The sequence below is a fragment of the Paracoccus actinidiae genome (assembly GCF_030863885.1).
Lineage (GTDB): Bacteria > Pseudomonadota > Alphaproteobacteria > Rhodobacterales > Rhodobacteraceae > Paracoccus > Paracoccus everestensis.
Map to the genome: position 1 here is coordinate 2,143,639 of NZ_CP132956.1, position 17,534 is coordinate 2,161,172.

Below are 17,534 nucleotides of genomic sequence, written 5' to 3' on the forward strand. Positions count from 1 at the left end.
CTGATCGCCTTCCCTGACCAGGACTGTCCTTGGGGCCAACTGTAGGATGCAGCCCGCCACTTGCCAAGCGATCCGACGGTCAGGTGCCGCAGTTTCTGTCCGTTTCCAGCAGCTTGCGCACCTGCCCGGACAGATGATCCATCACCGCGTCGCCCAGGCCGATCTGCGTCAGGTGGGCGGCGGTATTGAACAGATATTCCGCGTTCGGCCCGCGCCCGCCATGTGCCCGGGCGATGATGCGCGCCTGTTCTTCCAGGGGCAGCCCGCCTGCGTATTGGACGTGATCGCGGCGCATGACATAGGCCAGGGCCTCGACCTGGCGCCCGTCTTCCAGGCGCAAGGGCAGGATCGCTTCCTGATAGGCGTCTGTCACCAGTTCGCGGGCGCGCAGATAGGCCAGAACCTCGTCATGGTCGGAATCTGCGATGCGCAGGGCCAGGCCGCCGCATTCGGCATCGGATTGTTCGTCCAGGCCCAGGACAAGGCCGGGCCGCGTCCTTGTGCCGCGATGCTCGATCGACCGCAGGCAGAAACTGCGGGCAAAGCCCGCCGCCCAGGCCCGCACCGATTCCGCCGGGGCAAAGCCCGGATCCCAGATCAGGGAACCATAGCCGAAGACCCAATCAACCTTTCGCATCTGCCCCAATCCGTTCGTCCCCCAACAGTTAGGGCAGCCCGGTTCAGGATGAAAGCCTTACCGCGCCGGGCTGACGCGGCCGAAATCGGGCGCGGCGGTGTCCTGTCCCGCCTCGATGATGCCGCGACGGATCGCCCGGGTGCGGGTGAAGTAATCGAACAACTGCTGGCCGTCGCCCATGCGGATCGCGCGCTGCAAGACGAACAGTTCCTCGGTAAAGCGGCCCAGGATGTCCAGCGTGGCATCCTTGTTGTGCAGGAACACGTCGCGCCACATGGTCGGGTCGCTGGCGGCGATGCGGGTGAAATCGCGAAAGCCGGCGGCGGAATACTGGATCACTTCCTCGTCCGTGACGCGGCGCAGGTGGTCGGCTACCCCCACCATCGTATAGGCGATCAGGTGCGGCGCGTGGCTGGTGACGGCCAGCACCAGGTCGTGATGGGCAGGCTCCATGTTGTCGGTCTTGGCGCCCATCGCGCGGACCAGAGCAGACAGGCGGGCAGCGGCGGCGGGATCGGTGTCGGGCAAGGGAGTCAGCAGCCACCAGCGGTTCTGGAACAGGCTGGCAAAGCCCGCGCGCGGCCCGGAATGTTCGGTCCCCGCCAGGGGGTGGCCGGGCACGAAATGGACGGCGGGCGGGACGTGCGGGGCCACCGCGTCGATCACCGACTGCTTGACGGAACCCACATCCGTGACGGTCGCCCCGGGTTTCAGATGCGGCGCGATTTCGGCGGCTATCGCCCCCATTGCGCCAACCGGCACGGCCAGGACGATCAGGTCCGCATCCGTCACGGCATCAATCGCGCTGTCAGCGATGCGGTCGCAAAGGCCGATGTCGCGGGCAATGTCGCGGGTCTCACTGCTGCGGGCATAGCCCACGACCTCTCTCGCCAAGCCCTTTTCGCGGATGGCATGGGCCATGGACCCGGCGATCAGGCCCAGCCCGATCAGGGCCACGCGGTCATAGATCACGCTCATGCGCCCCTCCGATCCGCCATGAAGCGGCCAAGGCTGTCTAACACGCGGGTCACGCCGTCCTCGTCGCCCACGGTGATGCGCAGGGCGGCGGGAAGGCCGTAGCCTGCGACGCGGCGGACAAGGATGCCGTCGTCGCGCAGGGCAGCATCGGCAGCTTCGGCCTGCGCCGGGTCCGCAAATCGGGCCAGTACAAAGTTCGCGAAGCTTTCGTCGCAGCCGATGCCCATCTGGATCAGCGAATTGCGCATCCGCTCTCGCATCCGGGCGTTCAGGTCGGCGCAGCGGTCGCGAAAGGCCGTGTCGAGGATGGCGGCCGCGGCTGCGGCCATCTGGGCATTGGACAGGTTGAAGGGCTGCCGGATCCGGTTCAGCACGTCGATGATCTGGCGGCTGGCATAGCCCCAGCCGATGCGCAGCCCGCCAAGCCCGTGGATCTTGGAGAATGTGCGGGTCATGATGACGTTCGGATGCAGGTCCACCAGATCCGCCCCACCATCGGCGCCGGCTGCAAATTCAGTATAGGCGCCGTCATGGACCAGCAGCACCGACGCGGGCAGGCCGTCCACAAGGCGCTGAACCTCGCCCGGGGTCAGCATGGTGCCGGTCGGATTGGCCGGGTTGGCGATAAAGACCACGCGTGTCCGGTCCGTCACGGCATTCAGGATGGCGTCCACGTCGATGCGGCGGTCTGTCTCGGGCACGGTGACGGGCACGGCACCCACCATCCGGGCCAGGATCGGATACATGGAAAAACCATGCTCGGTCGTGATGACCTGATCCCCCGTGCCCGCAAAGGCATGGACGACGAATTGCAGAACCTCGTCGGAGCCAACGCCGCAGATGATCCGGTCGGGATCAAGGCCGTGGACCTGCCCGATCGCGCGGCGCAGGGGTGCGTGGTCGGTGTTGGGATAGCGATGCAGATCGGCCGCCGCCGCAGCATAGGCCGCGCGGGCCTTGTCGCTGCAACCCAGCGGGTTTTCGTTCGAGGACAGCTTCAGCACCTTGTCGCGCCCGGCCAGCTTGCTTTCGCCGCTGACATAGAGCGCAATGTCCATGATGCCGGGTTTCGGCGTGATCTGCGTCATGTTCATATCCTTTGCGCGCCCCGTCTAGTCCATCGCGGCGCGCCAAGGAAGTATCATGCGCGGGAAATCCGGCAGCCGTGGCCGCCGGATGTCAGCCTGTCAATGCATCGTCACCAAGGGCTTGCCGTTCTGAAGATGGCGCATCGCCAGCTTGCGGGCCATGCGGCCGCTGGCCAGTTCCCGCGCCGAAGGCGGCAGGGCGGTCGCCCGTTCCAGTTCGGGGAACAGGGCGAAGATCTCCTGCCTCGCGGCACGGCCGACCGCGCGCAGGGCCTGCGGCCCGGTGTACAAGGATTCCGTTTCGGTCCCGTTGGCAAAGACGATCTCGTGACGGTCGAACAGGACGTGAAAATACTCGACCGTTTCCAGATCCTGCGCGATGTCGATCCCCTCCAGCGGCAAAAGCTGCTTGGCCGCCACCAGGATTTCGACCGCGCCGAACATACGCTGCGCGATGGCAGAGCGGACAAGAATCCGGTGGTGGGGGGATACCAGAAGGGGCTGGGCCGGAAGGTTCGGGCCAAGGGCGCCCGCCGCGATGCGGATCGGGCGCAGGTTCGGCTGGGCACGCAGGCGTTCTGCCGAAAGGGTCACCCGACCAATCCAGCGGACCGGCTGGAGCGCATTGTCGCGAGTCAGGACCATCGTGCCAACCTCGACCGCCACGGGACCATCGGCGGTCAGGATCATGGTGCCGCGTGTAAAGCAGGGAACGATCTGGTCCTCAGCCAGGGCAAGCGTGCCGGCGGAATTATAGCTGTAGGATTCAATTACCGTGTCAAGAAGTCGCTGCACTTCATTGTTAATTGGCGTCAAAAGCTCGCCAAGCTCCAATGGAAGTGCATCCGCGATCTCGGAGATGGGGACATTCAATGTGATGTCGGGCAAAAGAATTGCATCAATCGTGATCGTCACCCCAAGCCGATCTGCGCTCAAAGGCTCATCGGTGATCATATAGGCTTGGCCGTTCTCGTCGACATAAACCGGGGCGGTGATGGGATTGATCTGGATTGTCGCACCCGCAAGGCCGAGAACGCTCACGCCTCCGGTGGCGGTCGTCAGGGTCGCCGTTCCCGCGAACGTACCCGCATCAACCGGATTGCCGTCGGCATCGACAAGGGTTAGTTCGTCGCCTGGTTCCAGCGTCGTGGCAGATGTTGCCTCGACATCGTACTGGGCGAATTCGGTCGAGTTGCCCAAGTCGTTCAACACGAAAGTCGGCGGCAGCGTCAGTATCGGCGTTTCCGCACTGAGGTCGAGGAAGCTATCGGGGAGAGGAGTCATGTAAGGCATGTCGTCTTCCTATGGGCAGACTCGGACAGCGCGCCGAATCAATAAGGGATCGCGAGAAACATGCGGACGAGTAAATGGACATATCAACTAGACGTGACCAAGCGTCGGAAGCAAATGGTTAATTAACCAGAAAATGAAAAAGGCCGCATCCCGGAGGATGCGGCCCGATTTTGTGCAGAACCGGAAGGATCAGTTCTTGGCGTAGTATTCGACGACCAGGTTCGGCTCCATCACGACGGCATAGGGCACGTCGCCCAGGGCCGGGGTGCGCACGAAGGTGGCGGTCATTTTGTTGTGGTCGACTTCCAGGTAATCCGGCACGTCGCGTTCGGTCAGGCCCACGGCTTCCAGCACGATGGCCAACTGGCGCGAGCGTTCGCGGATGGCGATCACGTCGCCTTCCTTGACGCGATAGGACGCGATGTTGACGCGCTGACCGTTCACCTCGATATGGCCGTGGTTCACGAACTGCCGGGCAGCCCAGATGGTGGCCACGAACTTGGCGCGGTAAACAACGGCGTCCAACCGGCGTTCCAGCAGGCCGATCAGGTTTTCACCGGTGTCGCCCTTGATGCGCTCGGCCTCGGCATAGATGCGGCGGAACTGCTTTTCGGTCAGATCGCCGTAATAACCCTTGAGCTTCTGCTTGGCGCGCAGCTGGGTGCCGAAATCCGACAGCTTGTTCTTGCGGCGCTGGCCGTGCTGGCCGGGACCGTATTCGCGGCGGTTCACCGGAGATTTGGCGCGGCCCCAGATGTTTTCGCCCATGCGGCGGTCAAGCTTGTATTTGGCAGAGGTGCGTTTCGTCACCGCTGATCTCCTTCTTTGATTTATCGAAGGGCGTTGTCCTTTGGTCCGAAGACCCGACAGGCTTCCCCTTGCGGGGTCCGCCAACACCAATGAAGTGCGCGCTTATAGAGGCCGGGGCGCCGGTGTCAAGCCGGGGTGCCCCCCGGTTCGAAGAAATGCGCCAGCGGCAGGGCGGCAGCCCCAAGGATACGGGCGCTGCGCGACAAGCTGCCTTCAACGATCCGGGGGCGGTCGATGCCCGCGGCAGGCAGGTGGGCCAAGGCGGCCCGGGTGGCGTCGGCCAGGGCGCGGCGGGTCGCGGGCGGCACGGCGCCGTCGATCACCACCACCGGAATATCCAGCAACGCCGTGGCCGACAAGGCGGCGAAAGCCAGGGCATCGGCAGATTGCGCAATCCAGCGCGCTTCGATGTCCGGGGGAACCAGCCAGCCGGAATCGTCAGGAGGCAGGGGATGCCCCAGCCGCTCCTCCAGCGTGGAAACCGAGGCCAGGTCCAGCAACTGCCGACCGCCCGGAATGGGCATCGACCCAAGCGCCCCGGCATTGCGGTGCGGCCCGACGCGCAGGCGACCATCCAGCACCACACCCCCGCCGGCAAAATGGGCCACATACAGGTGAACGAAGTCGCGGGGCAGGGACAGGCGCCCAAAGATCAGTTCCGCCGCGCAAGCGGTGCTGGCATCGTTTTCCAGAAAGACCGGAAAGGGCAGTTCCTCGGCCAGACGGGCAGCCAGATCGAAGCCGTGCCAATCCGCCATCTCGGCCCCCCAATCCCAAAGTCGAAAGGGCGTAGCCACGCCAAGTCCCGCGATTCGCAGCGGCTGCGGTGTCGATGCCAGGATCGTGGCAATCCCGTGCCGGGCGAATGTCGTGATCCGTTCGGGGGTGGGATGGGGATATATCTCTTGCCGATGGATCTTTACCGTTCCGACGAAATCCACCAAGGCCAGTTCGACCAGCCTGCGGCCCAGTTTCAGGCCCAGGAACAGCGCCCCTTCCGGGGCCAGGGACAGGGGCGTCGAGGGCTGGCCCACCCTGCCGCGAACCACCGCGTCGGCTTCCAGAAAACCATTCTGGATCAATTTCCTGGTCAGGTTCGTGATGGCCTGCGGCGACAGACCTGTGGCCTGGGCCAAGGCGGCGCGCGGCAGGGGACCGCGCTTGCGGATCAGCGACAAGATCGACCGCTCGTTTTGGCTGAGATCAGCCCAGTGATGAGGGTGGTTCAGCATTGCAGACGCCTCCTGCAGCACATTAATCAACATGATTGACTTATTGACAAGAGGAAACGCTTCGTGCTTCCTGATAAGGCAAGGCGGAGGAGGTGCCGCCATTCGGAGGAGTTTCAGGAATGATCATCAAGTCTTCGCTTCGCTTGTCGCTGGCCGCGTCGGTGCTGGCGCTGTCGGCAGGCGTTGCCGCCGCGCAGGATCCCGTCAAGGCCTGCATCATCACCAAGACCGACATCAACCCGTTCTTCGTGAAGATGAAGGAAGGCGCCACCGCGAAGGCCGAGGAGCTTGGCATCGAGCTTATGAGCTTTGCGGGCAAGATCGACGGCGACCATGAAACCCAGCAACAGGCCATGGAAAGCTGCATCGCGGCGGGGGTGAAGGGCATCCTGATCACCGCGTCCGACACCAAGGCGATCACGGAGTCGGTCAAGCAGGCCCGCGATGCCGGCATCCTTGTCATTGCGCTGGACACGCCCCTGGATCCGATCGACGCGGCTGATGCAACCTTTGCAACCGACAACCGAGAGGCGGGCCGCCTGATCGGCGCCTGGGCCGCGGGCAAGATGGGCGATGCGGCAGCGGATGCCAAGATCGCCATGCTGGATCTGTCGGCAAGCGCGCCTTCGGTCGATGTGCTGCGCGACCAGGGTTTCCTAGAAGGCTTTGGCGTCGACGTGAAGGATGAAAACGTCATCGGCGACGAGGAAGACCCCCGCATCGTCGGCCATGACGTGACCTCGGGGAACGAGGAGGGCGGTCGCCAGGCGATGGAAGCCCTGATGCAGATGAATCCAGGGATCAACCTGATCTATACCATCAACGAACCGGCTGCCGCAGGGGCCTATGAGGCGCTGAAGTCGTTCGGCATGGAAGGCAATGCGACCATCGTGTCCGTGGATGGCGGCTGCCCTGGCGTGGAAAACGTCAAGGCGGGCGTGATCGGCGCCACCTCGCAGCAATATCCGCTGAAAATGGCGTCCATGGGGATCGAGGCGATCGCCGCCTTTGCCAAGGACGGCACCAAGCCGCAAGCGACCGAAGGGCTAGATTTCACCGATACCGGCGTGAACCTGGTCACGGATCAGCCGGTCGAGGGCGTGGCCTCGATCAGCGTGGAAGACGGCCTGGCCCAGTGCTGGGGCTGACCTGATCATGCGGGCGGCGGGCCGAACCGCCGCCCTTCCTGAACATCGGAGGGCCTGATGTCCGACACTCCCGACCCCGTGGTCGCACGCAATCCGTCCGAGGCGGTCGCGAGCTTCGATCATCATTCGCGTGGCACGCTTGACCGGCTGCAGCATTTCCTGCACCGCTATCCGACCATGGTCCCGGTCATCGTGCTGGTCCTGTCGGTGGCAGCATTCGGGCTGATATCACCCAACTTCTTTTCGGCCTTCAACCTGTCGCTGATCCTGCAACAGGTGGCGGTGGTGGGGACGTTGGCCGCCGCGCAGTCGCTGGTGATCCTGACGGCGGGCATCGACCTGTCCGTTGGCGCCGTCATGGTGATGGTGTCTGTCATCATGGGCAAGCTGTCGGTGGATTTCGGCATCCCGGTGCCGATTTCCATCCTTGTCGGGCTGGCCTGCGGGGCAGCAACAGGCGCGCTGAACGGCGCGCTTGTGACGCGGCTGAAGCTGCCGCCCTTTATCACCACCCTGGGGACATGGAATATCTTCCTAGCGTTGAATTATTACCTGTCGAACCGCGAAACGATCCGCAGCCAGACCCTTGATGCCGAGGCACCGCTGCTCAAGTTCTTCGGCGAACGCTTTACCGTGGGCGGCGCGGTGCTGACCTATGGCGTGGTGCTGATGGTCGTGGTCTTTGCGGTGCTGTGGTATGCGCTGTATCAGACCGCCTGGGGCCGACGGGTCTATGCCGTGGGCGACGATCCCGAATCCGCCGCCTTGGCCGGGATCCAGACCAAGCGCGTGCTGATGTCGGTCTATATCGTATCGGGCGTCATCTGTGGGCTTGCCGCCTGGTCGTCCATCGGGCGTGTGGGATCGGTTAGTCCGACCTCGTTCTTCGAGGCCAACCTGGAATCCATCACCGCGGTGGTGATCGGCGGCATTTCCCTGTTCGGCGGCCGGGGGTCGATCCTGGGGCCGCTGATCGGGGCGCTGATCGTGGGTGTGTTCAATTCAGGGTTGCGCCTGGCCGGGGTGGACGTGCTGTGGCAACTGTTCGCAACCGGCTGGCTGATCATCATCGCCGTCGCCATCGACCAATGGATCAGGAAGATTTCATCATGACCCAGCAGCCGCTTCTGTATGCTCGCAACCTGGTCAAGCGTTATGGTCGCGTGACCGCGATGGACCATGCCGACTTCGATCTGTATCCCGGCGAGATCCTGGCCGTGATCGGGGACAACGGCGCCGGCAAATCCAGCCTGATCAAAGCGATATCCGGCGCGGTCCAGCCTGACGAGGGGGAAATTCGCCTGGACGGCCATCCGGTCAGCTTTGCCAGCCCCCTGGAAGCCCGCCGCGCGGGGATCGAGACGGTCTATCAGACGCTGGCCCTGTCGCCCGCGCTGTCGATTTCCGACAATATGTTCATGGGCCGCGAAATCCAGCGTCCTGGCATCATGGGCAAGTGGTTTGGGATGCTGGACAAGCCCGCCATGGACGCGTTTTCGCGCCAGAAGCTGTCGGAACTGGGCCTGATGACGATCCAGAACATCAACCAGCCGGTCGAAACGCTGTCGGGCGGTCAGCGCCAGGGCGTGGCGGTGGCCCGCGCTGCGGCATTCGGCAGCCGGGTCATCATCCTGGACGAACCGACCGCCGCCTTGGGCGTCAAGGAAAGCCGCCGCGTGCTGGACCTGATCCTGGACGTGCGGTCGCGCGGCATTCCCATCGTGCTGATCAGCCACAATATGCCCCATGTGTTCGAGGTGGCCGACCGCATCCATATCCACCGCCTGGGCAAGCGCCTGTGCGTGATCGACCCCAAGGAACATACCATGTCTGATGCGGTGGCCTATATGACGGGCGCCCGCCTGCCAGAGGGGATCGCTGCGTGACCGTTGCAAGAGGGGGGCCTTGCCCCCCGTCCTTCGGACTTCCCCCAGGATATTTCGATGAAGAAGAAGGGCAGGAGTTGCTGGCCCGGGTCCGTGGGATAGGGGGCGCGCGGGTTCTGGTTGCCGTGGCAGGCGCCCCTGGATCGGGCAAGTCCACCTTGGCCGAAGCCTTGGCGGCGCGCCTGGACGATGCCATCCTGGTGCCCATGGACGGGTTTCATCTGGACGACCGGGTGCTGTCTGCACGCGGCCTGCTGGCCCGCAAGGGCGCGGTCGAGACCTTTGATGCCGAAGGGTTTGCGGTTCTGGTCGAACGGCTGGCCGTGCCGCGGTCCGAGGTCATTTTTCCCGTCTTTGACCGCAGCCGGGAAATCGCGGTCGCCGGGGCAGGCGTTGTTGCACCCGATCACCGAATCGTTGTGGTCGAGGGAAACTATCTGCTGCTGGATACCCCACCCTGGAACCGGCTGCGGTACGACCTGAGAATTTGGCTGGATGTTCCCGAGGCAGAGCTTGAAAGGCGGCTGGTCGCCCGCTGGCAGGGCTTTGGCAAGGATGCGCACCGGGTCACGGAGCATCTGGAAAACGACCTTGCCAATGCGCGCTTCGTGACCCGGCGGTCGGGCCGGGCCGACCTGTCAGTCGCGCAGAAAGCCCATCAGGAACCAGGCAAGGGCTGAACAGATCAGCGTGGCCATGATCGCCGGGATTGCCGTGCCGTTGTAAAGCAGGCCGACAGGGGCCGCGGTCAGCGTGGCCGCGATCGTGGATAGGGCCGCGATGATGGACGCGGCCATGCCCGCGATATGGCCCATGCGCTGCAAGGCCAGGGCATTCAGGTTGCCAAAGGTCACGCCCGCCATGAAGAACACGCTGACTGCCCAAAAGAAGAACGCCGGAAAGCGCAGCCCGGCGGGCAGGACATCCGCCAGGACCAAGACCAGCATCACCGACGACACGCAGGTCTGCATGACATAGGCCCATTTCGCGATCCGTCGCATTCCGAAGCGCATCACAAAGGTCGCGTTCAAGAGCGTTCCAATCCCCGACAGGATCGCCATCAGTGCAAACCAAGCCGGAAAGTTATCGCCCTTGCCGTAAGCCTCGCCGAACAATTGCTGGGCCGATGACAGCAGGGCGAACATTTGTCCAAAGCCCAGCGTCAGGATCAATGTGCAAAGCATGACCTGATGGTCAGACAGAACCTCTCGTGCAGCCGCACTGAGCGGCGCGATGTGCAGCGGCCGGCGTGCGGCGGGGGGCAGCGTTTCGGCCTGGCGCAGGCCCAGCCATGCAGACCCGACCAGGGCAAACAGGATAAAGGCCACGAACACGCCATGCCAGCCCGAGAACCAGATGATGCCGGCCCCGATAGAGGGTGCAAGGGCGGGAATCAGGATGAAGACCATCATGACGAAGCTGGAAATCCGCGCCATTTCCCGGCCTGCATACAGGTCGCGGATCAATGCCATGCCAACGATCCGCGGACCCGATGCACCCAAGCCCTGGACAAAGCGGGCGGCCAGCAGGAACTCGATCGAATGGGCAAAGATCGCGACCACGGTCGCGACGATATAAATCGCGGCACCCAGATAGATCGCAGGCTTGCGCCCGATGGCGTCGGAAATGGGACCGGCGAACAGCGTGCCAATCCCCATGCCCGCCATGAAGGCCGTCAGGATCAACTGGGCACGGTTCACGTTGTCGGGCGTCAGTTCGGCAGCAATATCGGGCAAGGCAGGCAGCATCGCGTCGATGGAAAAGGCAACGGTGGCGAACAGAAAGGCCAGCATCGCCACGAATTCGGGCAGGGGCAAACGGCGGTGCGGCGCGTTCACGTCAGGGGCAATCACGGACATCGGGGGCCTTTCGTCAGGCAATTCCTCTAATCCGAAATTGCACATTGTGCAAGTTCTTACGAGGGTGCGTTCGTCAACTCGTCAATCACCTGTTGCCACAGGCTTGCAGGCTGCGCGCCGCTGATCGCGTGCTGGTTTGCCACGATGAATGTCGGGACCGAGGTAACGCCACGATTCCGGGCGTGCTGTTCGCGGGTCGCAACCTCGTCCCGGTCGGCGTCAGTGGACAGAAGGCGCGACACAAGATCGCTGTCCATTCCCGCCGATCCTGCAATCAGGGCAAGTACGGCAGGGTCGCCGATGTCACGGGCTTCTTGCCAATGCGCGCGCAGCAGGCCCGACATGACCCGCGTCTGCGCGCCCTCCAGGCCGGCCCAGTGCATCAGCCGATGCGCGTCGGTCGTGTCCGGTTCGCGGGCCGATGGGTTCAGGTTCAAACCCAGCGTCGACGCCCGTTGCGCGACCATGCGGGCGGCCTCTTCGGCGCGTGGCCCCAGCTTGGCTTGCAGATATTCGATCCGGTCCATGCCGCCCCTGGGCATCTGCGGGTTCAAGCGAAAGGGATGCCAGGCGATCTGGAACGGATGCAGCGGGCGGCTTTCCAAGGCGCGGTCCAGTTCGACCTTGCCGATCAGGCACCAGGGGCACACGGGGTCCGCAAAGATGTCGAGCGGGATCATGGCAGTTCTTTCGGCAAGGGAACGCAAATGAAAAACGGCCCGCGATGGCGGGCCGTTCCGCAACCTGGGGAAGTTGGATCAGAGCAGCTTCAGATCGCTGGCCGATGCACGGCCGTCGCGGCCGGACTGCAATTCGTATGCGATCTTCTGGTTGTCCTTCAGGCCCGTCAGCCCGGCGCGTTCCACGGCCGAGATGTGGACAAAGATGTCCTTGCCGCCGTCATCGGGGGCGATAAAGCCAAAGCCTTTAGTGGCGTTGAACCATTTAACCGTTCCGGTCGCCATAACCGTTCTCTCCTTCAAGTCCTCCTGGCGCAGGATTGCGTCAGGCCGTGCAGCCCGCTTTCGATTATTCCGGCTGCCCGTAAAAGGGAGGCGGTAGAAAGGCTTCGCTCACGCTGCTGAAAGGATGGACGAATCGTTAAAAAAGGCAAGCAGGAAACGTGCGCAGACGGGGGCCTGCGCATGATAAACGTGCGGGAAAACAAAATTCAGCGCAGGTCGGGCGAGGTGGATTCGTCTTTCAGCATCGCCACGGCTTCGGTTAACGGTAACAAACGCGACCCTTGCTGGTCCAGGCGCCGGAGCGATACGGTGCGATCCTCTACCTCTTTCATGCCGATGGCAAGAATCGCAGGCACCTTCGCGACCGAATGTTCGCGGACCTTGTAGTTGATCTTCTCATTGCGGGTATCCGCCTCGGCCCGGATGCCTGCCGCACGCAGTTCGGCGACCACTTCGGCGACATAGGCGTCGGCGTCGGACACGATGGATGCGACGACCACCTGGCGTGGGGCGAGCCAAAAGGGCAGCTTGCCCGCATTGTTTTCGATCAGGATGCCGATAAAGCGTTCGAACGATCCCAGGACTGCCCGGTGCAGCATGATGGGACGATGCTTCGCGCCGTCCTGGCCCACATATTCCGCATCCAGCCGTTCCGGCAAATTCGGGTCAACCTGCAGCGTGCCGCATTGCCAGTCGCGGCCGATGGCGTCGCGCAGCACGAATTCCAGCTTTGGCCCATAAAAGGCGCCTTCGCCCGGGAACAGTTCGTAATCGTATCCGGCAGCCTTGCAGGCATTGCCAAGCGCGGCCTCGACCCGGTCCCAGCTTTCGTCCGATCCGATGCGCTTTTCAGGCCGCGTGGACAGCTTGATCCGCCAATCGGAAAACCCAAGGTCGGCATAGACGCCTGCCAGGAATTCGATGAACTTCTTCGTTTCCGCCTCGATCTGGTCCTCGGTGCAGAAGATATGGGCGTCGTCCTGGGTAAAGCCGCGCACGCGCATGATCCCGTGCAGCGCGCCCGAGGGTTCATAGCGGTTGCAGGATCCGAATTCCGCCATGCGCAAGGGCAGGTCGCGATAGGATTTCAGGCCGTGATTGAAGATCTGCACATGGCAGGGGCAGTTCATCGGCTTCAAAGCGTTGACGGTCTTGGCCCGCGCGTGATCCTCGTCCACCTCGACGATGAACATATTTTCCTGATAATTTTCCCAATGCCCCGACGCTTCCCACAGCTTGCGGCTGACGACCTGAGGGGTGTTCACCTCGACATAGCCGTCGGCCCGCTGGCGGCGGCGCATATAGTCTTGCAGCGTGGTATAGATATTCCAGCCGTTCGGGTGCCAGAAGACCTGGCCCGGCGCCTCCTCCTGCATATGGAACAGGTCCATTTCCCGGCCCAGCTTGCGGTGGTCGCGCTTGGCGGCCTCCTCCAGCATGGTCATGTGGGCCTTCAATTCGTCGCGGTTGCGAAAGGCCACGCCATAGATGCGTTGCAGCATCGGACGGCTGCTGTCGCCCAGCCAATAAGCCCCTGCGATATGGGTCAGCTTGAAGGCGTCGGCGGGCAGTTGGCCGGTGTTCTGCAAATGCGGCCCACGGCACAAATCCTGCCAGTCGCCGTGCCAGTACATCCGCAAATCCTCGCCTTCCGGAATGCGGTCGATCAGCTCCAGTTTGAAGGGCTCGCCCCGGTCCTTGTAATAGGCGACGGCGCGGTCGCGGTCCCAGACCTCGGTTCGAACGGGGTCGCGGGCGGCGATGATGTCGCGCATCTTCGCCTCGATCCGGCCCAGATCCTCGGGGGTGAAGGGGTCGCTGCGATCGAAGTCATAGAACCAGCCGTAATCCCGCACCGGGCCAATGGTAACCTTCACATCGGGCCAGATCTCTTGCACCGCACGCGCCATGACATGGGCGAAGTCATGGCGGATCAGTTCCAGGGCAGGGGCGTCGTCCTTGATCGTGTGGATGCTGATCGCGCCCGAGCCGTCGATGGGCCAGGCGAGGTCGATGTGCCGCCCGTCAAGGCTGGCCGAGATCGCGCGTTTCGCCAGGCTGGGCGCGATGCTTTCGGCGACCTGCGCGGCAGTGATGCCTGCGGGATAGTGGCGCGCGTTGCCATCGGGGAAAGTCAGGGAAATCTGGGACATATGTCCTCCTCGTCGGTTTGGCGCCCACGGAACGCCCGGTTGCGGGTTATCTTGCCGCTGTCCTTGGACCGGGGCGGGAAAACTGTCAAGGTAAGCAGGCAGACAACGAAAGGCGGCAGATGAGCGGATATCTGGAAACCCCCACCGGCCGGCGCATCGCATTCCACCGCAGCAACGGGCGGGGGCCGGGCGTGGTGTTCCTGGGCGGGTTCAAGTCTGACATGACCGGCACCAAGGCGCTTTGGCTTGACAACTGGGCGCGAGAACGCGGGCGCGCCTTTCTGCGCTTCGATTATTCCGGCCACGGGGACAGCAGCGGCACATTCGAGGAAGGATGCATCGGCGACTGGTTCGCGGACGCCTGCCATGTGATCACGACACTGACCGACGGGCCGCAGGTGCTGGTGGGATCGTCCATGGGAGGCTGGATCGCCCTGCTTGTGGCCCGCGCCATGTCGCAACGCGTGGCGGGGCTGGTGACAATCGCCGCCGCACCCGATTTCACCGAGCAGGGGTTCTGGTCGGGGTTCACCGACGCGCAGCGCCGCACGCTGATGACAGCGGGGCGCATCGAATTGCCCAGCGAATATGCCGGTCAGCCCTATGTCATCACCCGCCGCCTGATCGAGGACGGGCGCGACCATCTGGTGATGACCCAGCCCCTGCCGTTGCCTTTTCCGATTCGGATGCTGCAAGGCACGGCAGACGCGGATGTTCCCGTGGACTGGGCCATGCGCCTGCTGGACCACGCGGACGGGCAGGATATGCGGCTGACACTGGTCAAGGGGGCGGACCATCGCTTTTCGTCGCCCCCATGCTTGTCCCTGATCGGCCAATCCATCGACGATGTCCTGGCTTAGGCTTTCGCTTGCCCTGCTGGCCGCGCTTGGGATGCTGTGGATCCTTGTCCCCAGGGAAAGGTTGCGCCCCGGCCAAGGTTTCGCGCCAATGCCGGCAGACCTGCAGTCCTGGCTGGCCGCGCGCGAGACAGGAATCCGGCCCGAGGTTGCGTCGTATCTGCAATGGGCCGGACAGCCGAGGCAGGTCACCGATCTGGCCATCCTTTACATCCACGGATTTTCGGCCAGCCCTGCGGAACTGCGGCCCTTGCCGGAACAGTTGGCGCACGACCTGGGGGCCAATCTTCTGGCGATCCGGTTGACGGGGCATGGCACCGACGGGGCCGATCTGGCGGCAGCGACGGCGCAGGACTGGTGGCGGGATCTGGGGCAGGGCCTTGACGCCACGCGACGCCTGGGCCGCCGGGTAGTGGTGATGGGAATGTCCACCGGCGCCACCTTGGCTGCCCTTTCTGCACGCGACGAACAAACGGGACGAATGATGGACGGAGTGGTCCTGATCTCGCCCAATTTCCGGCTGCGGGCGCGGACCGCCCGGTTGCTGGATCTGCCTTTTGCGCAGTCGATCATCCGCCTTGCAGGAGATCCCGGACGGTGCTTTGTGACGCGAAACGACAGGCACCGTGACCGATGGACCAGTTGCTATCCATTGTCCGCGACAATGGCGGTCGGCACGCTGCTGCGGCAGGCACGCCGGGGCGGTTTCGATGGTGCCGGGGCGCCTGCCTTGTTCATCTGGTCGGATGCGGACAGGATCGTGGATCATGGCGCGTCGGCCAGGATCGCGGCGGAATGGGGCGGCGCTGCGACGGTGCTGAAGGTCGTGCCGGGACCGGAAGATGATCCAGACGCCCATGTCATCGCGGGCGAGGCACTGTCGCCCGGCCTCACCCCGAAACTGACCGCAGCAATTGCCGACTGGATCAGGCAGGCGCTGCGCTGACGACGCCCGGCCTGTAATAGCCCCCGATGTCAGGAGACTTGATGCAGGGCAACTGCTAGACGGCGATCTTGCTGCTGTCGGTGAACGGATCCGTCACGCCGCAATCGGCCGCAATGCCGCCGCGAACCCGCTGCTTGCGCGGCATGACCGCGTCGGGCAGCGCCATGTGTTCGTCGATGAAATCCAGCACCAGGGGCCGGATGTTAAGACGCCATGACTTGCCCGCGAAGATGCCGTAATGACCCGCGCCCTGTTCCAGGTGTTCCTTTTTGCGTTCGCTGGGAACACCGGTACACAAGGCCAGTGCCGCGACGCATTGGCCCGGGGCGGAAATGTCGTCGTTCGATCCCTCGACCGTCATGATGGCCACGTCGGTGATCTTGCCGATATCGACAGGGCGCCCATTGACCACGAACTGGTTCTTGGCGACCTCGCCCTTTTTGAAGATGCGATCGACCGTGGACAGATAGAATTCCTCGGTCATGTCCATGACGGCCAGGTATTCGTCATAGAATTTATAGTGCTTGTCCCCCTCGGACCCGGTGCCGCGTGCTTCGGCCCAGATCTTGTCGATGAAGGCCTTGGCGTGGGTTTCGGCATTCATGGCGATGAACGAGGACAACTGCGCCAGCCCTGGATAAACCATGCGCCCGGCTCCGCGATACTTGAAGCCCACGGACTGGATCATGGTATGTTCCAGTTCGCCCATGGTCATGCGGTTGCCGAAATCCGTCACCTCGGTCGCTGCCGCATCGGGATCGACCGGTCCGCCGATCAGGGTCAGCGTACGCGGCTGGGATGCAGGATCGTCGGCGGCCAGGATGGCAGTCGCGGCTAGGGCCAGCGGCGCGGGCTGGCAGACGGCGATCACGTTCGTATCCGGTCCCAGGTGGCGGATGAAATCGACCAGATACTGGGTATAATCCTCGATATCGAACTTGCCTTCGCTGACCGGAATGTCGCGGGCGTTGTGCCAGTCGGTGACGTAAACCTCGCAGTCAGGCAGCAGGGATGTCACCGTGGACCGCATCAGCGTGGCGTAATGGCCCGACATCGGTGCGATCAGCAGCACCTTGCGGGGTTGGACATCCCGCCGCGCGACGCGGAAATGGATCAGGTCGCCGAAGGGCCGCTTCATCACGGGTTCCACATAGACGATGTGGTCCTGGCCCTGTTCCCCGGCGATGGGCGGGATTTCCCAGTCCGGCTTGATCACCATGCGTGCAAAGCTGCGTTCGGTGACGCGGCCCCAGGCGCTCATCAGCTTGAACATGGGATGGGGGTTCAGCGCGAATATGGGATAGGATGCGATTGCCCGGGCCGATGCCCCCATCCATTCGTTGGTGTTCCGAATGGTTTCCATCGCGTCATAGGACACGATGCCCTTGATACCCTTGATCGCCACCGGGGCCATCCTTTCGTTGCTGCGTCATGGCGGAACGCATCGCTGGGGCAATTGGGTCCGAAAAACCCTTGTTTGCGCATTGCCCGCCCTGCGCCTATTATGATTCTGGTCATAGGGGGGAACCAGGATCATGGCAAGAAGTGCAGGATCTGGAGGCAAGAAAGTTGCCGGGGCGCGGCGCAAATCGCACGTTACGGAAAAGTCTTCGCCAGCGATTGACGACAAGACGGGCAATGCAGGCACACAGACGGCCACTGGACAGCCCGCGCCCGCAGAA

The 17,534-nt window shown here is 63.4% G+C and carries 17 protein-coding genes; 6 read left to right on the top strand and 11 right to left on the bottom strand.

The features are described from left to right. Positions 1–79 precede the first annotated feature (79 nt). The 6 genes from Q5701_RS10710 to Q5701_RS10735 all read right to left on the bottom strand — a co-directional run bounded on the left by Q5701_RS10710 (position 80) and on the right by Q5701_RS10735 (position 6,038). Positions 80–637 carry a gamma-glutamylcyclotransferase gene (locus Q5701_RS10710; protein ID WP_306755215.1) on the bottom strand — a complete coding sequence of 186 codons (558 nt, stop codon included), beginning with the start codon at positions 635–637 and terminating at the stop codon, positions 80–82. A gap of 57 nt (positions 638–694) precedes the next feature. Next, a complete protein-coding gene (locus tag Q5701_RS10715; RefSeq protein WP_306755216.1) occupies positions 695–1,615 on the bottom strand; it encodes a prephenate/arogenate dehydrogenase family protein in 921 nt (306 codons plus the stop codon). Further along, the gene (hisC, locus tag Q5701_RS10720; protein WP_306755217.1) at positions 1,612–2,703 is read right to left on the bottom strand and encodes a histidinol-phosphate transaminase; all 1,092 of its coding nucleotides are present in this window, start codon (positions 2,701–2,703) and stop codon (positions 1,612–1,614) included. The genes Q5701_RS10715 and hisC overlap by 4 nt, the downstream gene beginning before the upstream one ends. A 99-nt stretch (positions 2,704–2,802) precedes the next feature. Then, positions 2,803–3,996, bottom strand: a complete 1,194-nt coding sequence (locus Q5701_RS10725; protein WP_306755218.1) for a Hint domain-containing protein — start codon at positions 3,994–3,996, stop codon at positions 2,803–2,805. Positions 3,997–4,185: 189 nt separating this feature from the next. Then, positions 4,186–4,806 (bottom strand): 30S ribosomal protein S4, encoded by a 621-nt coding sequence (rpsD, locus tag Q5701_RS10730; RefSeq protein ID WP_234853296.1) that lies wholly within the window; start codon positions 4,804–4,806, stop codon positions 4,186–4,188. A 125-nt stretch (positions 4,807–4,931) separates the two neighbouring features. Then, entirely contained in the window at positions 4,932–6,038 is a 1,107-nt protein-coding gene (locus Q5701_RS10735; protein WP_306755219.1) for an ROK family transcriptional regulator, read from the bottom strand. 119 nt (positions 6,039–6,157) lie between these two features. On the opposite strand from Q5701_RS10735, the gene Q5701_RS10740 reads away from it, so the two are divergent. The 4 genes from Q5701_RS10740 to Q5701_RS10755 all read left to right on the top strand — a co-directional run bounded on the left by Q5701_RS10740 (position 6,158) and on the right by Q5701_RS10755 (position 9,752). Beyond that, positions 6,158–7,186: a sugar ABC transporter substrate-binding protein gene (locus Q5701_RS10740; protein WP_306755220.1), complete on the top strand. Its 1,029-nt coding sequence runs from the start codon at positions 6,158–6,160 to the stop codon at positions 7,184–7,186. Positions 7,187–7,243: 57 nt separating this feature from the next. Continuing rightward, positions 7,244–8,299: an ABC transporter permease gene (locus tag Q5701_RS10745; protein WP_306755221.1), complete on the top strand. Its 1,056-nt coding sequence runs from the start codon at positions 7,244–7,246 to the stop codon at positions 8,297–8,299. Continuing rightward, positions 8,296–9,072, top strand: coding sequence for an ATP-binding cassette domain-containing protein (locus Q5701_RS10750; protein ID WP_234853292.1), 777 nt, complete (start codon positions 8,296–8,298; stop codon positions 9,070–9,072). Before Q5701_RS10745 ends, Q5701_RS10750 begins: the two co-directional genes overlap by 4 nt. A 77-nt stretch (positions 9,073–9,149) precedes the next feature. Next, positions 9,150–9,752, top strand: coding sequence for an AAA family ATPase (locus Q5701_RS10755; RefSeq protein WP_306755222.1), 603 nt, complete (start codon positions 9,150–9,152; stop codon positions 9,750–9,752). Here the strand turns inward: Q5701_RS10755 and Q5701_RS10760 are convergent. The 4 genes from Q5701_RS10760 to thrS form a co-directional block, all read right to left on the bottom strand. Continuing rightward, on the bottom strand, positions 9,711–10,931 hold the full coding sequence (locus Q5701_RS10760) for a multidrug effflux MFS transporter (protein WP_306755223.1): 1,221 nt from the start codon (positions 10,929–10,931) through the stop codon (positions 9,711–9,713). The genes Q5701_RS10755 and Q5701_RS10760 overlap by 42 nt on opposite strands. A 56-nt stretch (positions 10,932–10,987) precedes the next feature. Next, positions 10,988–11,611, bottom strand: coding sequence for a DsbA family oxidoreductase (locus tag Q5701_RS10765; protein ID WP_306755224.1), 624 nt, complete (start codon positions 11,609–11,611; stop codon positions 10,988–10,990). 78 nt (positions 11,612–11,689) lie between these two features. Further along, complete coding sequence (locus tag Q5701_RS10770; RefSeq protein ID WP_234853288.1) at positions 11,690–11,896, bottom strand: cold-shock protein; 207 nt, start codon at positions 11,894–11,896, stop codon at positions 11,690–11,692. A 206-nt stretch (positions 11,897–12,102) separates the two neighbouring features. Beyond that, on the bottom strand, positions 12,103–14,049 hold the full coding sequence (gene thrS / locus Q5701_RS10775; RefSeq protein WP_306755225.1) for a threonine--tRNA ligase: 1,947 nt from the start codon (positions 14,047–14,049) through the stop codon (positions 12,103–12,105). A gap of 119 nt (positions 14,050–14,168) precedes the next feature. Here thrS and Q5701_RS10780 point away from each other — a divergent pair, with 119 nt between their 5' ends. Then, positions 14,169–14,909: an alpha/beta fold hydrolase gene (locus Q5701_RS10780; protein ID WP_306755226.1), complete on the top strand. Its 741-nt coding sequence runs from the start codon at positions 14,169–14,171 to the stop codon at positions 14,907–14,909. Between the two features lie 88 nt (positions 14,910–14,997). Further along, complete coding sequence (locus Q5701_RS10785; protein WP_306755227.1) at positions 14,998–15,852, top strand: alpha/beta hydrolase; 855 nt, start codon at positions 14,998–15,000, stop codon at positions 15,850–15,852. Positions 15,853–15,907: 55 nt separating this feature from the next. Here Q5701_RS10785 and phaZ read toward each other — a convergent pair whose 3' ends face one another. After that, positions 15,908–17,215, bottom strand: coding sequence for a polyhydroxyalkanoate depolymerase (gene phaZ, locus Q5701_RS10790; RefSeq protein WP_373568655.1), 1,308 nt, complete (start codon positions 17,213–17,215; stop codon positions 15,908–15,910). Positions 17,216–17,534 lie beyond the last annotated feature (319 nt).

Excerpts from the sequence above, each read along its gene's own strand:
- Q5701_RS10710 (WP_306755215.1), bottom strand. The coding sequence starts at position 637 with ATGCGAAAGGTTGATTGGGTCTTCGGCTATGGTTCCCTGATCTGGGAT.
- Q5701_RS10715 (WP_306755216.1), bottom strand. The coding sequence starts at position 1,615 with ATGAGCGTGATCTATGACCGCGTGGCCCTGATCGGGCTGGGCCTGATC.
- hisC (WP_306755217.1), bottom strand. The coding sequence starts at position 2,703 with ATGACGCAGATCACGCCGAAACCCGGCATCATGGACATTGCGCTCTAT.
- Q5701_RS10725 (WP_306755218.1), bottom strand. The coding sequence starts at position 3,996 with ATGCCTTACATGACTCCTCTCCCCGATAGCTTCCTCGACCTCAGTGCG.
- Q5701_RS10735 (WP_306755219.1), bottom strand. The coding sequence starts at position 6,038 with ATGCTGAACCACCCTCATCACTGGGCTGATCTCAGCCAAAACGAGCGG.
- Q5701_RS10740 (WP_306755220.1), top strand. The coding sequence starts at position 6,158 with ATGATCATCAAGTCTTCGCTTCGCTTGTCGCTGGCCGCGTCGGTGCTG.
- Q5701_RS10745 (WP_306755221.1), top strand. The coding sequence starts at position 7,244 with ATGTCCGACACTCCCGACCCCGTGGTCGCACGCAATCCGTCCGAGGCG.
- Q5701_RS10750 (WP_234853292.1), top strand. The coding sequence starts at position 8,296 with ATGACCCAGCAGCCGCTTCTGTATGCTCGCAACCTGGTCAAGCGTTAT.
- Q5701_RS10760 (WP_306755223.1), bottom strand. The coding sequence starts at position 10,931 with ATGTCCGTGATTGCCCCTGACGTGAACGCGCCGCACCGCCGTTTGCCC.
- Q5701_RS10765 (WP_306755224.1), bottom strand. The coding sequence starts at position 11,611 with ATGATCCCGCTCGACATCTTTGCGGACCCCGTGTGCCCCTGGTGCCTG.
- Q5701_RS10770 (WP_234853288.1), bottom strand. The coding sequence starts at position 11,896 with ATGGCGACCGGAACGGTTAAATGGTTCAACGCCACTAAAGGCTTTGGC.
- thrS (WP_306755225.1), bottom strand. The coding sequence starts at position 14,049 with ATGTCCCAGATTTCCCTGACTTTCCCCGATGGCAACGCGCGCCACTAT.
- Q5701_RS10780 (WP_306755226.1), top strand. The coding sequence starts at position 14,169 with ATGAGCGGATATCTGGAAACCCCCACCGGCCGGCGCATCGCATTCCAC.
- Q5701_RS10785 (WP_306755227.1), top strand. The coding sequence starts at position 14,998 with ATGCCGGCAGACCTGCAGTCCTGGCTGGCCGCGCGCGAGACAGGAATC.
- phaZ (WP_373568655.1), bottom strand. The coding sequence starts at position 17,215 with ATGGAAACCATTCGGAACACCAACGAATGGATGGGGGCATCGGCCCGG.